Source organism: Brucella lupini (genome assembly GCF_002252535.1).
GTDB lineage: Bacteria > Pseudomonadota > Alphaproteobacteria > Rhizobiales > Rhizobiaceae > Brucella > Brucella anthropi.
In genome coordinates, this window is record NZ_NNRN01000051.1 from 29,005 (window position 1) to 43,131 (window position 14,127).

The following is a 14,127-nucleotide window of genomic DNA, read 5'->3' on the forward strand; positions in this document are numbered from 1 at the left end:
CAAGGCAGATCGCTAAACAGGATTAATATCCAAGCGCTCGTCTTCATTTTCCGCCACCGTGCGCGCGACATCGAGGGTACTGTCCGTCACCTTTGCGGACGCCATTTCTTCTATCGTCAGCCAGTGAATGGATGCGGCGTCGTCTCCGGCAATTTCCTGCCCCGAAACATCGATGGCCCGGAACACAGACAGATAATAGCTCTTGTCATATGCCTTCCCCTCAAGCGCCAGATCTACAGTAATGACGTGCGATAGCGCCCTTGCATCAAGCGCCGTTTCTTCCTTGAGTTCGCGGATCGCGGCTTGTTCGGGTGTTTCGCCCGGTTCGATACTTCCTCCCGGAAAAGCAAGCCAGCCTTTCCACGGCTCCTTCCCGCGCTCGACCAGAAGGAAGCGCCCTTCGCGTCTGCAGATCAGCGAAACACCATGAATCTTCAGAGGTATCGGAACTACGGGAACTGTTTTCATCACGCTAGAGCTACACCGTTGGTAATGGAAAAGCACCCCTTGACCGGCGCAGAAAAACGCTAAACATGGCTACCATGTGTGGACGTTTTTCATTAACTGCAAGCCGGGAGGAGCTGGAAGCCTTCGCGGCCGCATTGATCGCAGAGGATTTTCCTCCACGATACAACATCGCGCCAACGCAACCCATATTGACTATTCTGGGCGGGGAAACGCCACCGCCGGGCAGCAACAGGCCGGATCGCGTCGGCTTGCTGGTGCGATGGGGCTTTGTCCCGTCATGGGTCAAAGACCCGAACGACTGGCCGCTCATGTTCAACATCCGCTCCGAGACGGCTGCAGAGAAGAATTCGTTCCGTGCGGCGCTGAACCATCGGCGAGCCCTGATCCCGGCATCGGGTTTCTATGAATGGCGCCGTGAGGGCAAGAACAAGGCTCAAGCCTACTGGGTGCGCCCGCGAAAGGGCGGAATCGTCGCTTTTGGCGGCTTGATCGAGACATGGAGCAGTGCGGACGGATCGCAGATCGATACCGGAGGCATATTGACGACGAGTGCCAACGGCCTGTTGCGGCCGATCCATGAACGGATGCCTGTTGTTGTGCAGCCGGAAGATTTTGCCCGCTGGCTGGACTGCAAACGTTTTCTGCCGCGCGAAGTGGCGGATATCATGCGTCCGGCTCAGGATGATTTCTTTGAAGCAATTCCGGTGTCGGACAAGGTCAACAAGGTGGCCAACACGACGCCCGATTTGCAGGAGCGTGTAGAGGAACAGGTTCCTTCGGAGCATTCAAAGCCGAAGCGAAAGAACAAGCCCGAATCCGATGACGGAAATGGCGGGCAGCTTTCGATGTTCTGACCGTGACCGCCAGTCTTGCTGAACTGGCGCTATTTGTTACGCATCCACCGACTCTGATCGCCGAGCCTGCGCGGCTCGGCGCTGAACGACATCAGCTTCTTCAGCCTGTCTTCTTGACGGCGAGAATGGAACGCCGGCGATTGTCGTTACGACCGTCGCTGCTGCGCCGCGTTGCGTTCAGCAATGCTGCAACAAGCACGGCAGGCCCGATTTCGCGGTATTTATCAACCAGTCGGTCTTGGCGGGGTTGCAGTTCACTCTTAGACATTGGTCCTTCCTTTCGATAATGCCTGCTCACCATTTTGTGATTGATTGAGACCGAATGAAGGCTGTTTGGAGCCGGTTTTGCGGTTTTCCGGTTAACGCGGGAAAGGGGGATATGCAGGTTGCAAAAATACAACATGCTTGGTGATCTCACTAAACTATCAGCCGCTTAGCGAAAGTTCTTGACGGAAGCACTCCTGCTGAGGATAAGTGCAGCCATGAAAACGCCGACCACGATCATTTGTATTTGTGCGATTATTATTGGCTAGCAGTTTGCTGGCCCGGCCGTTTTCGTCTCCCTTTCATAAAAATTGGATGATAACGCCCCGGCCAGTCGGCTGCGGTCAGTTGCGCACTGATTTCACAGGTCTATTTGGGGAATATTTACAATGGCTTATGCGCCAAAACTGCGTCTGTACAACACGCTGACCCGCATGAAGGAGGAGTTTTCTCCTCTCGATGCTGACAATGTGCGCATGTATGTCTGCGGGCCGACGGTTTATGACTTCGCGCATATAGGCAATGCCCGTCCGGTGATCGTTTTCGACGTATTGTTCCGTCTGCTGCGTCATGTCTATGGCGCAGAACATGTCACCTATGCGCGTAACATTACCGACGTTGATGACAAGATTAACGCCCGTGCCGCGCGGGATTACCCTGATCTTGCCTTCAATGAAGCCATTCGTCGTGTGACGGAAAGCACCAATGCGCAGTTTCAGGCTGACGTGACGGCACTCGGCAATCTGCGGCCCAGTGTTCAGCCGCGTGCAACCGAGCATATGGACGAGATGCGCGCGATGATCGATCGTCTCGTGAAGCTCGGTGTGGCCTATGTGGCTGAGGACCATGTCCTCTTCTCGCCGTCCGCCATGAATGAACGGAAGGGGCCGCGCTATGGTGCGCTCGCCCGCCGTTCGCTGGATGAGATGCTGGCTGGCGCCCGCGTTGACGTCGCGTCTTACAAACGGGACGAAATGGATTTCGTCTTGTGGAAACCGTCGAAAGAGGGCGAGCCGGGCTGGTCGTCTCCTGCGGGGATTGCGGTGCTGGGCCGGCCGGGTTGGCATATCGAGTGCTCGGCCATGTCGATGGCCAAGCTGCTTGAGCCGTTTGGTGGCGGATTGAAGTGCGATGATCCGCTGAAGAACCAGTTCGACATCCATGGCGGCGGAATCGATCTCGTCTTCCCGCATCACGAGAACGAAATAGCGCAGTCATGCTGCGCATTCGGCACTGAGCGGATGGCAAACATCTGGATGCATAACGGCTTCTTGCAGGTCGAAGGGCAGAAGATGTCGAAATCGCTCGGCAATTTCATCACCATTCGCGATGTGCTGAACGAAGGCCTGCCGCAACTGGGCGTATGGGATGACGTTGATGCGCGTGATCGCTGGATCGGTCTGGCGGCACGCCTGTCGATGCTACAGACGCATTATCGTGAGCCGATCAACTGGACGGCGCAGCGTCTGGCAGAATCCGCCGACGAACTGCATCGCTGGTATGGCTTGTTGCGTGACAGGAAGTTCACTGTACCGGAAACGCTGACCGCAGTTGGTGAAGTCGTTGAGGCCTTGTCTGACGATTTGAACAGCTGGACGGCGATCACCGCATTGCGCAAGGCTTTCAAAGCACGCGATATCACCGGATTAGGCGAGGGCATGGCGCTGCTGGGCTTGTTGGATCCGCATTTCGTTATGGCTGAAGATATTCCTGTCTTTGCAAAGGCGGAAGTGGATCATCAAGCCATCGAAGCACGTATCGCGGAGCGTCTGCGCTTCATCAATGAGAAGAACTGGGCCGAGGCTGATCGCATTCGCGACGAACTGCTTCAGGAAGGTGTTCAGCTTAAGGATGGCAAGGACCCGGCAACGGGCGAACGCACAACCAGCTGGGATGTGGTAGGCTAACAAGCTTATGGAGCAGGGAGGATGACATGACGCTTGATAACAAACCGATCTATACCGGCGGATGCCAGTGCGGTGCGGTTCGCTTTCGCGTCGACGGCGCGATGGGCGCTGCATCGATCTGCCATTGCCGCATGTGCCAGAAAGCGTTCGGTAATTTCTATGCGCCGCTGGTGTCGGTGAGCGATGCGAAGCTGGAATGGACGCGCAACGAGCCGAAGCGCTTTCGTTCGTCCAATCATGTGCAGCGGGGCTTTTGTCCCGAATGCGGCACGCCGCTTACCTACGAAGCGCCCGACGGGATCGCGCTTGCCATAGGCGCTTTCGATGCGCCGGAGGAAATCGAGCCGACGGTTCAGTGGGGCATCGAAAAGCAGCTGCCCTATGTGCCGGAACTTGCAAATCTTCCCGGCTACACAACGGAACGCGATCCGGAGAGCATCGAATTTGTACGAACGATGATTTCCTACCAGCATCCCGATTACGACACTGAAAGCTGGCCGCAACAGCAAGGTTGACCGGACCGCAGACCCACCGACAGGCAGGCACAATGGCACGCGAACGCATCTATATCTACGACACCACTCTGCGGGATGGACAGCAGACACCCGGCATTGATTTTTCCGTGGAGGACAAGAAGTCGATTGTCGCGCTGCTGGAAGAGCTCGGCGTCGATTATGTGGAAGGCGGTTATCCGGGAGCCAACCCGACTGATACGGCTTTCTTCAAGCGTCGTCAGACCGCTCGCGCCAAGTTCGTGGCCTTTGGCATGACGAAGCGTGCAGGCGTTTCGGCATCCAATGATCCCGGCCTTTCCAGTCTGCTTCAGGCCTCTGCCGATGCCGTTTGTTTCGTTGCCAAGAGCTGGGACTACCATGTCCGCCTGGCGCTGGGCTGTACCAATGAGGAAAATCTGGAGTCGATCACCGCTTCCGTCACGGCTGCGCGTATGGCAGGACGGGAAGCGCTGGTCGATTGCGAGCATTTCTTCGACGGATACAAGGCCAATCCCGAATATGCGCTTGCCTGTGCCAAGGCTGCCTATTCGGCAGGTGCGCGCTGGGTTGTGCTTTGCGATACGAATGGCGGCACGCAACCGTCGGAAATCGCCGAAATTGTTGCCGCCGTGACGGCTGTAGTTCCAGGCGAGAGCCTTGGCATCCACGCCCATAACGACACCGAGCAGGCGGTCGCCGTCTCGCTTGCAGCTATCGATGCGGGTGTTCGCCATGTGCAGGGGACCCTCAACGGGATAGGCGAGCGTTGCGGCAATGCCAATCTCGTTTCGCTGATCCCTACACTGGCGCTGAAACCCTATTGGGCCGAGCGTTTTGAGCTGGGGATCAAGCCAGCTGCGCTGAAGGGGATCACGCGGATTTCGCGCGCCTTCGATGATATCCTGAATCGTCCGCCGACGGAGCAGGCACCCTATACCGGCACTTCCGCATTTGCGACCAAGGCCGGAATTCATGCTTCCGCGCTGCTCAAGGAACCGCAGACCTATGAGCATGTGCCACCGGAATCCGTGGGCAACAGCCGGCGTGTCATGGTGTCGGATCAGGGTGGAAAGTCCAATTTCATCGCCGAACTGGAACGCCGGGGCATTCGCGTTGCGAAGGACGATGTGCGTCTCGATACGTTGATTGCCATGGTCAAGGAGCGCGAAGCCGAAGGCTATGCCTATGAAGGCGCGGATGCGAGTTTCGAGCTGCTCGCGCGCAATATGCTGACGCCACAGCCGGAATTCTTCAAGGTCGAATCCTTCCGCTGCCTCGTCGAGCGTCGTTTCGATGCCAACGGCATGCTGAAGACCGTTTCCGAAGCCGTGGTCAAGGTTGAGGTCGATGGCGAGGTTCGCATGTCTGTCGCCGAAGGGCACGGTCCGGTCAACGCGCTCGATATTGCGTTGCGCAAGGACCTCGGGCGTTTTCAGGCCGAAATCGAGGATCTTGGACTGGTGGATTTCAAGGTGCGTATCCTCAATGGCGGTACGGCGGCTATTACGCGCGTTCTGATAGAATCCGGAGATGCGACCGGTGCCCGCTGGCGCACGGTTGGCGTGTCGGACAATATCATCGACGCGTCCTTTCAGGCACTGATGGATTCGGTCAACTACAAGCTGATGAAGAACCGCGCGATGGCCGGACTGGCTGCTGCTGAGTAAACCCATCTGTTCACGGCGATTGATGCTTCGATCAGTTTAATTGAATGGATTTTATGGGTTGTTGGGCGCATAGCAGGTGAAGTTTGATGCTTCGCCTGCCGCAATCGGTTTGCGACATCTTCAGTTTCGCCGAGGAGAGAGGCATGTCCGACCAGACCATCACCGATACGCGCCTTTCTGACGGGTCGCGCGGTTTTCTGATGGCTTTGGCAGCCTATGGGCTCTGGGGCGCTCTACCGTTCTATCTCAAGGCACTTGGCCACATCCCGGCAATGGAAGTCGTGTCGCATCGCGTGATCTGGTCGGTTCCGGTCGCGCTGCTGCTTTTGCTGGCTCTGGGGCAGTTCAAAGGCATTCTCAACGCCGTGCGCCAGCCGCGTATGCTGGCCATGGCTGCTCTGACAGCCGGGCTTATCACTATCAACTGGTCGATCTATGTGTGGGCTGTGGCTCATGATCAGGTGATGGGTGCAGCGCTCGGCTATTACATCAATCCACTGTTCAATGTCGTCCTCGGCGGTCTCTTCCTCGGCGAAAGGCTGACCAGGGTTCAATATGTTGCCGTGGGACTGGCTTTCGCTGCAGTGATACTGCTGACCGTCAATGCAGGTGGTCTGCCATGGGTATCGCTGGCGCTGCCACTGACTTTCGGCCTCTATGGTTTCTTCCGCAAGTCACTGCCAATGCCGCCGTTGCAGGGTTTCACACTTGAAGTGCTCATCCTGTGCATTCCGGCGCTGGGCTATGTGCTGTGGCTGGCCGCAAACGGTCAGGACCATTTCTCGACCGGCCCAGCGTTTAACGTGACGATGCTGCTTCTGGCCGGGCCTTTCACTGCCATCCCGCTGATCCTTTATGCAGGTGGTGCCAAATTGCTGCGCTATACGACACTTGGCCTCATGCAATACATGACGCCGACGATGTTGTTTTTCTTTGCGATTTTCATCTTCCATGAGCCGTTCTCGACAGCTCAGCTCGGTGCATTCGCGCTGATCTGGGCCGGCCTTGCGCTCTATACATGGTCGATGCTGGTCGAACATCGCCGGGGGCGGGTGGAGGCCTGATCTTCACAATTCGCTGAATGTGATTCTCTTCTGGTGGATATCCCGCCAGAAGCCTTATTTTGGCCGCTGTCTTTGCCACTCTTCCGCCGATAATCCTTGGCGGAGAATTATTTAAAATGGTCTTCTGGTCAGCGCCAGCAAACGAAAGACTAGTTGCTGCGACGGCGGAGCCAGATTTTGCGTCCTTCGGAGCTGCCCTCAAGGGCGAGCCACTTTCTTCCCACAGTCTGAGACCATTCCGACAGGTCCGGTTTTCCCTGCATACACATCTGCGGTTCTGTCTGGCACTGGCAGCCGCTACCGTCATTGCCGGGGGCGGATTTTTGTTTACGACAGGGCGGCTGGTGCGACATGGGCGGCCTGCACAACCGGTCATGTTCAATACAACTACACTGAGAAGGAACCGCGCTGCACCGAAAGAAGCACGACTGGTGCCGGAAGGAAGTATTGCCCCCGGAAGTCGGGTATCAAGACGCATCGACATAGCTGAAGGCGTCGAGGACGGCGACGCGCGCCTTTACACCTACCAGCACGTGGTTCTTGACGCCAAAGGCTCGAAACGCGCCGTGATTGATGATGCGCTTCGCGGAGGAATTTCCTCGCTGAAATCTCGTTCGGAACCAGCCGAAGAAGCACTGGAGCGGGGTATTCCTGTCAATGTCAGTCTCGCCAGACCGGCTGTAGGAACAGAAGCCAAGGTTCATGAAATTATTGTCGCGCCGCAGTCACGCGAACGATTGGGCGCCTTGTTGCAGGCAGCGGGCATAGCAATCGAGGACAGTAAGCGGCTTGAGGAGGCTCTGGCTCGAACTGAACTGGTACCCGGTGACAGTCTGGAACTGCTGGTCGATAAATCGGGGCAAGACGCTGGCGCTGATGGCGAACAGCACATCGCGCTTGCGCGTTTCGAGCATGGCGATATCGATAAAGCTGTCTATGGACGTGCCGACGATGGCGTTTTTCGCGCTACCGGCAATGAACGCCTTTTTGCACGACTGTCGCGCGATGCGATGCTGACAGCCTACCACCCACAAAATGAGGTCAGCAGTAGCGGCTCCATTCCGTCCCGGCTGGCACAGGCGGGCGCACCGAAAGCAATCGTCGGTGAAGTCGAGAGGGTGGCTTCACAGAATGGTATTTCGCTTAATGGTGGTAAAAGGCCGGACTTGATCGACCTTCTTTTCCGCAAAAGTGCGGAGACGGAACCGGAACTGGTTTTTGTCGAGTTCACAACGGATGGGAAAAGCCGTCGCCTGTATCGTCATGAAGGCAATGGCGGTGCGGATTACTTTAATGAAGACGGCTCCTCCATGACGAAATATCTCATGCAGAAACCTCTTCCGAATGGCCGTCTCAATGATGGTTTTGGCTGGCGCATACATCCCGTTCTGCATGTTCGCAAACACCATAATGGCGTGGATTACGATGCGCCAATCGGCTCGCCCATCGTTGCGGCGGGTGACGGTGTGGTGGAGCTTATCTCGTATCAGAAGGGATATGGAAAATATGTCCGTATCCGTCATCAGGGTGGCTACAGCACGACCTATGCGCATCTTTCAGCGGCCAGAAAAGACCTGAAGGTTGGCGAACACGTCAAGCAGGGTGAGGTGATCGCCTATGTCGGGTCGACGGGGTATTCAACCGGCCCGCACCTCTATTATGAGCTCAAGGTCGGCGATCAGTATGTCAATCCGTTGACGGCGCGTCTCAACGCTGGTGAAAAACTGACTGGCTCGTCCCTGAACAGCTTCCGTGAAGAGATCGACCACGTGGGGCAGATCGTCAATGAAATGAAGCTGCCAGTCATGCCTGCTGCGCCTGAAGCGGCGAAGGCAGCCACCGGGAAAAGTGACCGTCATTAGAGCAGTAAACCGCTCTAACTATTTGATCGGGCGATAGGCGTTTGCCAGCGCGACGAATTCTTCCACACTGAGCGTTTCGGCACGGCGTGTTCCGTCGATGCCTGTCTTCTCAAGAAGCTCGGCCCCGCCAACCGGTTTCAGGCTCTGGCGCAACATCTTGCGACGCTGTCCAAAGGCGGCCTGCGTGATTTGCCCGAGCGCATTCGCATTGCAAGGCAGCGGGTCTTCACGCGGGATGATATGGACGACTGACGACATCACTTTCGGCGGTGGTGTAAATGCTTGCGGCGGCACATCGAAGCTGATCTTCGAAACAGTTCTCCACCCGGCAAGCACACCAAGGCGTCCATAATGATCACTGTCAGGCGTCGCGACGATACGCTCGGCGACCTCCCGCTGGAACATCAATGTCATCGACGAATAGAAAGGGGGCCATGGCTCGACCAGCAGCCAGTTGAGCAGAAGCTGCGTGCCGACATTGTAAGGCAGATTGGCAACGATGCGCGGCTTTGGCCCATCTGGAAATAATGCCGAAAAATCCTGCTCAAGAGCGTCGCCTGAGATGATGCGCAGACGACCCGGATAATGGGCCTCAATTTCGGCAAGAGCATCAAGGCATCGTTCATCGCGCTCGATTGCCGTGACATAAGCGCCTTGGGCAAGAAGTGCGCGGGTCAGTCCGCCGGGACCTGGACCAACTTCGATGATGGGCTGGTCCTGCAGATTCCCTGCCTGGCGGGCGATCTTCGATGTCAGATTGAGATCGAAAAGGAAATTCTGGCCGAGCGATTTCTTCGGCATCAGATCGTGCCGTTCGATTACCTCGCGAAGCGGGGGAAGGCCATCAATACTCATGCCATTTGTACTCGTTAATGTCCGTTGGCTGCATTCTCAGCCAGTTCTTGCGCAAGGCGAATAGCCGCGACAAGGCTGTCCGGGCGGGCGATGCCTTTGCCCGCAATGTCAAAAGCCGTGCCATGGTCTGGCGATGTGCGAATGAAGGGAAGCCCGAGCGTTACATTCACGGTTTCGTCGAAAGCCAGCGCTTTGGCAGGGATAAGAGCCTGATCGTGATACATGCAGACCGCAGCATCATAGGTTGCGCGGGCTGGCGCGTGAAACATCGTATCAGCGGGCAGGGGGCCGCGCGCATTGATCCCCTCATGGCGCAACGCCTCGATTGCGGGAAGGATGACGACATCATCCTCTTTGCCCATGGCTCCGCCTTCGCCCGCATGCGGGTTGAGTCCGGATATGGCCAGACGGGGTGATGCGATGCCGAACCGTTCGCGCAGTTCGGTGGCGGTGATCCGCGATACTTCGATGATATCGGCAGTACGCAAGCGTACGGGTACTTCGGAAAGCGGAATGTGTATGGTGACCGGAACGGCGCGAAGCTGTGGCCCGGCCAGCATCATGACCGGCGTAACAGGCTTTCCAAGATGTTTGCTTGCCAGTTCCGCCAGAAATTCCGTATGGCCGGGATGCTGAAACCCGGCTTCATAAAGCGGCTTCTTCGAGATTGGGCAGGTAACGACTGCCGAAGCCTCACCTTTCAGTGTGAGCGCGACCGCGCGCTCGATGGCTTCGATGATGCCTGCAGCGTTTTCTGGCAACGGCTTCCCGACATTATCCGTCAGCTTGTTCTCGAGCGGAAGCACCGGCAACGCACGAGAAAAGACACTGCTTGCGGCAGATATAGTGGAAATAACCTCTATCTCAACATCAAGACCAAGGTGTCGTGCACGGGCAGCCAGTTGCAGCGGATCTGCCAGCAAGGCGAAAGGCGGCAGCGAAAGTTCGCTGCGCCGAAGCCAGGCTGCAAGCACAACATCGGGGCCGATGCCAGAAGGGTCGCCAATGCTGATAGCGAGGAGAGGAACAGGTGCGGCGGACATCACGTCATATTCCATAGAGGACGGATGAACCGTCCGGTCGGTTTAGCGATTAACGATCGTCGCCTTTTCGCGCAGTTCCTTCAGATATTTCTCGCTGAGCTGTTCGGCTTTCTTTTCCTGGCCAGCAGGGGAATCCGCACCTTCCATGGAGAAGACGAGCTGAGCAACGCGGTCATCCGATATCTGGCGGGTCGAGCAGACTGCCAGGAATTCCACGCCCTTTTCGGTTTCCTGTGGCGGGGTCGTGCCACCGACGGATGTTGCCTTGACCGCTTTCGCCCACTCGTTCGGCAATTGCTGTTCGATGATGCGGCCGAGATCGCGGACGGTCACGTCAAGAATGCCTTTGGCCTGCTGACGGGTCGCGTCACAGCTCTGGAAGCGCGAGCGAAGCGCATTGGCTTCCTGCTTGCGCTTGGAAAGCAGGGCAGGAGAGCGTTTGGAAGCGGGGATCACGAAAATGACCTGCTGAAGGCGATATTCGGTTGCCACAGGCTTCTTACCGCCATCCTTCAACATGCGTTGAACGGCTTCCTGTTCACTGACCATGCCGGTCGCGCGGAAACGGGCACTGACGAGGCGGCCCCAGCCCATCTGGACCATGATGTATTTCTTGAAATGGTCGGGCGTAACACCTGACTGGTTCATCAACTGATTGAGCTGAGCCAGGCTCATCTTGTTGCGGCTGGCAAACCCGGCATAAGCCTCATCGACCTGCTGGTCGGTAATGTTGATGCTGCGCGATTTCATTTCGATGCGCTTCAACATTTCATCGGTCAGTTCTTCTTTCGCGACCTGACTGAGATTGCCACCCTTGCGTTGCAGCTTCAGGAACGCGACGCGGTGCTGAATGTCGCTGTTTGTAATGGCATTGCCGGAAACGATGACTTTGACCTCGGACCCTGCACCTGCAGCAAATGCCGGAACCGCAACGGTTCCAAGCGTCGTCAGGCAAACTGCGGCGCTCAGCATGGAGGCGAAGAGAGGTCTTGCAATCATCATCTTTCTTTCCCGATTCCTTCCGGTCGACGAACGACAATCCTTACCGGACATATCCCATTATAGTCATTGCCGCTATTCAGCCCAACAAGCAATCATATCAGCGGCTGATCATAAGCTGCCTGTATAGATGAGCTAGTGCGGCGAAACAATGACCCAAAAGCTATTTTAGGAAGCTTGTATCGTCTGAATACTGAAGAATGGATGCCAAATCAGGCTTTGATGAGCAAATTTCTTTGTCGCATTAAATGGAAAGACCGGAAGCATTTCCAACGCTTCCGGTCCATCAAGATTAGAAAGTCTGATTACCGCTGCCTATGTCGCCGAGGGTGCGCAGCGAAATGTTGAAGCCAACGCTATGGGACGCTTTATCATCACCCGGATTGCGGGTTTGGACATAAGCCATGGAATACGTGAAGCACTCATCATCATAGGCGAGGCCTGACGATGCGCGGACCAAGGTTTCAGATACCATATCGTAGGTGCCTGAGCCGAAGACGCGCCAGTTCGTATTGATGCGCGCTGTTGCCGAACCCGTAACTTCCTGACGAAGATCACTATATCCGTAGGCCGGTTGCGGCGCGATATAGGCGTACTGTGCAGAAACTGTCAGCTTCTGCCAGCTCTGCTGGGCTTCAAGCTCGCCACGCTGAACTGCGAAACTGTCCTTGTCGAAACGTCCGCGAGCAGCCAGAGCAAGGCCTGTCGAGTTGGACGTGCCGATCATGGCCACATAGTCGGAGCGGGCATCTTGCAGGCCGGAATCTGCGCCGACATTCACGAAATCGCTTGTGCCGTAGGAGTTTACGCCACCCAGCTGGAATGACTGACCGCCGAGAGCATAAAGCGCCCAATCGCTATTGTTGAAGTTGCCCGAATAGCGGACGCCGAGATTGGCACGCGTGCCACCTTCAACACGATCATAACCGGAGAACTTGTCGCGCGAGAACAGGTTCGTCGCGTCGAAGACAAAGCTCTGGGCATCTTCATTCGGCAACTCGCCTGCATAGCGTTCGTTGTTGCGAACATAAAGCTGGGCAATCGGCTCGATGATATGGGTTGAGCTGGTGGTCGAGAACAGGATCGGCCAGCGCAGTTCAAGCCCTGCGGTTGCCATGGCGCGAAGCGCTTCTGAACGCACGAGTGCATCCGTATAGCCAGCATCTGCCAGATTGAAGTTCGTATTGGCGCCAATGGCGTCGCCGCGCAGTGCCAGCAACGGCGTGATGACCAGGCCGGCAGGCGTGATGAATGTGCGCTTCCATTCTGCTTCGGTGGTCAGACGTGCATTAGTTCCGTCGAAGCCGGGAACGCGAGGGAACCTCGTGCCGAGAGGCGTATAATTTGCATTCTGACGATAAAGAACCTGCAGATTGGTATTGAAGTTCAGCTCACCGCCATAGACCGGCTCAGGCATCGTGTAGGAATAATCCAGACTTGGGAAAACCCAAGGCTGCTTCGAATGCATCTCGTTCGGATTATCCGACAAGAGAGATTCCTGCACATTGAAACGGTAGAAGTTCAGGTCGAAATAATTCCGGTTATTAATACCCGTGAGGTATATTTTGGAAACCTGAGTTTCGGCACCGTAGCCGTCAAGAGAATAAGTGCGGCTGAAATTCCGGTCGGTCTGTGCCATCACATCCCAACCAAAACGCCAACGCGAATTAAGATTGAAATCGCCTTTCGATGCGACCATGCCGCGATTGTCTTCTTCGCGGTCAACGGTGTTTACATCGAATTCGCCCGGCTTGTTCTGGTGAATGCCAGCAATACGAAGATTATATGTGCCATTTTCCAGGCGATGACGCCATTCGGCTTCGGTCAGGAAGCCCTGCTTCGTGTAATAGGTCGACGAAAGGGTCACGTCGTAATTCGGCGCAAGTGCCCAGAAATACGAGTTCTTGATGCCGAAGCCGAGATCGTCCTTGTAGGAAAAACCCGGAAACAGGAAGCCGCTCTTGCGCTTCACTGTCGGGTCTGCCATCTCGAATGCCGGGAAATAGGCAAGTGGCATACCAAAGAACTCGAAGCGGCCATGTTCAAAACGAACCGTCTTCGTCGTGCTGTTCCAGATGATCTTGCGCGCCTTGATCTGCCAGAGAACAGGCTTGTCCGGATTCTTCGCGCAGGGTTCGCAGGCCGTATAGACGCCATTGTTGAACGTCGTGATTTCGCCGTTACTGCGTTCAGCGCTTTCGGCGGCAAAGCGGGTGTTATCCGTCGTCTCGACGCGAAGGCCGTTTACGAAGCCGTCGCGGAAACTGTCGGTGACATCCATATGTTCGGAGTAGATCTTGTTGCCGTCGCGTTCGACGATCTCAACATTACCCGTCGCGGTCATGCGCCGCGTCTGCTGGTTATAGGTTACCTTGTCGGCGACGAGATGGTTGCCGTCATACTCGATACGCACCTTGCCCTGAGCCGTGACGGTATTGATGTCGCGATCATAGACGAGCTCGTCTGCTTGCAGAAGCATGCGCGCATTCGGATCGCTCTCATAATTGGATGCGAGAGCGTCCTGTGCCGATGCAGGAGAGGGCAGGGCTGCGACAGAAATGAAAGGTAAAGCAAGGACGCACGCCAAAGCCGTCCCGCGCGCAAGACGCGAGAGCGAATGGGGCAATACCATGCGGGCGTTACTCAAACC

12 protein-coding genes are annotated in these 14,127 nt (G+C 56.2%); 6 read left to right on the forward strand and 6 right to left on the reverse strand.

Annotated elements, in window-relative coordinates; translation table 11 throughout:
• Positions 1 to 12: 12 nt before the first annotated feature.
• The gene (locus CES86_RS16115) at positions 13 to 468 is read right to left on the reverse strand and encodes an NUDIX hydrolase (RefSeq protein WP_094514898.1); all 456 of its coding nucleotides are present in this window, start codon (positions 466 to 468) and stop codon (positions 13 to 15) included.
• Between the two features lie 74 nt (positions 469 to 542).
• On the opposite strand from CES86_RS16115, the gene CES86_RS16120 reads away from it, so the two are divergent.
• Positions 543 to 1,322 carry an SOS response-associated peptidase gene (locus CES86_RS16120; RefSeq protein ID WP_094514915.1) on the forward strand — a complete coding sequence of 260 codons (780 nt, stop codon included), beginning with the start codon at positions 543 to 545 and terminating at the stop codon, positions 1,320 to 1,322.
• 100 nt (positions 1,323 to 1,422) lie between these two features.
• On the opposite strand, the gene CES86_RS16125 is transcribed toward CES86_RS16120, so the two are convergent.
• On the reverse strand, positions 1,423 to 1,590 hold the full coding sequence (locus tag CES86_RS16125; RefSeq protein ID WP_010661656.1) for a hypothetical protein: 168 nt from the start codon (positions 1,588 to 1,590) through the stop codon (positions 1,423 to 1,425).
• Between the two features lie 385 nt (positions 1,591 to 1,975).
• Here CES86_RS16125 and cysS point away from each other — a divergent pair, with 385 nt between their 5' ends.
• The 5 genes from cysS (at position 1,976) to CES86_RS16155 (ending at position 8,580) form a co-directional block, all read left to right on the forward strand.
• Positions 1,976 to 3,493, forward strand: a complete 1,518-nt coding sequence (cysS, locus tag CES86_RS16135) for a cysteine--tRNA ligase (protein ID WP_094514900.1) — start codon at positions 1,976 to 1,978, stop codon at positions 3,491 to 3,493.
• A gap of 26 nt (positions 3,494 to 3,519) precedes the next feature.
• Entirely contained in the window at positions 3,520 to 4,008 is a 489-nt protein-coding gene (locus tag CES86_RS16140) for a GFA family protein (RefSeq protein WP_036585779.1), read from the forward strand.
• Between the two features lie 32 nt (positions 4,009 to 4,040).
• Positions 4,041 to 5,654 (forward strand): citramalate synthase, encoded by a 1,614-nt coding sequence (gene cimA / locus CES86_RS16145; RefSeq protein ID WP_094514901.1) that lies wholly within the window; start codon positions 4,041 to 4,043, stop codon positions 5,652 to 5,654.
• Positions 5,655 to 5,797: 143 nt separating this feature from the next.
• Entirely contained in the window at positions 5,798 to 6,718 is a 921-nt protein-coding gene (gene rarD, locus CES86_RS16150; RefSeq protein WP_094514916.1) for an EamA family transporter RarD, read from the forward strand.
• Positions 6,719 to 6,834: 116 nt separating this feature from the next.
• Positions 6,835 to 8,580 carry a M23 family metallopeptidase gene (locus CES86_RS16155; RefSeq protein ID WP_094514903.1) on the forward strand — a complete coding sequence of 582 codons (1,746 nt, stop codon included), beginning with the start codon at positions 6,835 to 6,837 and terminating at the stop codon, positions 8,578 to 8,580.
• An 18-nt stretch (positions 8,581 to 8,598) separates the two neighbouring features.
• On the opposite strand, the gene rsmA is transcribed toward CES86_RS16155, so the two are convergent.
• From rsmA to CES86_RS16175, 4 genes are all read right to left on the reverse strand, one after another.
• A complete protein-coding gene (gene rsmA / locus CES86_RS16160; protein WP_010661662.1) occupies positions 8,599 to 9,435 on the reverse strand; it encodes a 16S rRNA (adenine(1518)-N(6)/adenine(1519)-N(6))-dimethyltransferase RsmA in 837 nt (278 codons plus the stop codon).
• Positions 9,436 to 9,449: 14 nt separating this feature from the next.
• Positions 9,450 to 10,478, reverse strand: a complete 1,029-nt coding sequence (pdxA, locus tag CES86_RS16165) for a 4-hydroxythreonine-4-phosphate dehydrogenase PdxA (RefSeq protein WP_041545222.1) — start codon at positions 10,476 to 10,478, stop codon at positions 9,450 to 9,452.
• Positions 10,479 to 10,520: 42 nt separating this feature from the next.
• Positions 10,521 to 11,480 (reverse strand): peptidylprolyl isomerase, encoded by a 960-nt coding sequence (locus CES86_RS16170; protein ID WP_010661664.1) that lies wholly within the window; start codon positions 11,478 to 11,480, stop codon positions 10,521 to 10,523.
• 289 nt (positions 11,481 to 11,769) lie between these two features.
• Positions 11,770 to 14,109, reverse strand: coding sequence for an LPS-assembly protein LptD (locus CES86_RS16175; protein ID WP_041545219.1), 2,340 nt, complete (start codon positions 14,107 to 14,109; stop codon positions 11,770 to 11,772).
• Between the last annotated feature and the right edge of the window lie 18 nt (positions 14,110 to 14,127).

Bases quoted from the DNA above. Each gene is read 5' to 3' on its own strand.
- cimA (WP_094514901.1), top strand. From the start codon at position 4,041: ATGGCACGCGAACGCATCTATATCTACGACACCACTCTGCGGGATGGA.
- CES86_RS16175 (WP_041545219.1), bottom strand. From the start codon at position 14,109: ATGGTATTGCCCCATTCGCTCTCGCGTCTTGCGCGCGGGACGGCTTTG.
- rarD (WP_094514916.1), top strand. From the start codon at position 5,798: ATGTCCGACCAGACCATCACCGATACGCGCCTTTCTGACGGGTCGCGC.
- CES86_RS16125 (WP_010661656.1), bottom strand. From the start codon at position 1,590: ATGTCTAAGAGTGAACTGCAACCCCGCCAAGACCGACTGGTTGATAAA.
- CES86_RS16115 (WP_094514898.1), bottom strand. From the start codon at position 468: ATGAAAACAGTTCCCGTAGTTCCGATACCTCTGAAGATTCATGGTGTT.
- CES86_RS16140 (WP_036585779.1), top strand. From the start codon at position 3,520: ATGACGCTTGATAACAAACCGATCTATACCGGCGGATGCCAGTGCGGT.
- rsmA (WP_010661662.1), bottom strand. From the start codon at position 9,435: ATGAGTATTGATGGCCTTCCCCCGCTTCGCGAGGTAATCGAACGGCAC.
- CES86_RS16120 (WP_094514915.1), top strand. From the start codon at position 543: ATGTGTGGACGTTTTTCATTAACTGCAAGCCGGGAGGAGCTGGAAGCC.
- CES86_RS16155 (WP_094514903.1), top strand. From the start codon at position 6,835: ATGGTCTTCTGGTCAGCGCCAGCAAACGAAAGACTAGTTGCTGCGACG.
- CES86_RS16170 (WP_010661664.1), bottom strand. From the start codon at position 11,480: ATGATGATTGCAAGACCTCTCTTCGCCTCCATGCTGAGCGCCGCAGTT.
- cysS (WP_094514900.1), top strand. From the start codon at position 1,976: ATGGCTTATGCGCCAAAACTGCGTCTGTACAACACGCTGACCCGCATG.
- pdxA (WP_041545222.1), bottom strand. From the start codon at position 10,478: ATGTCCGCCGCACCTGTTCCTCTCCTCGCTATCAGCATTGGCGACCCT.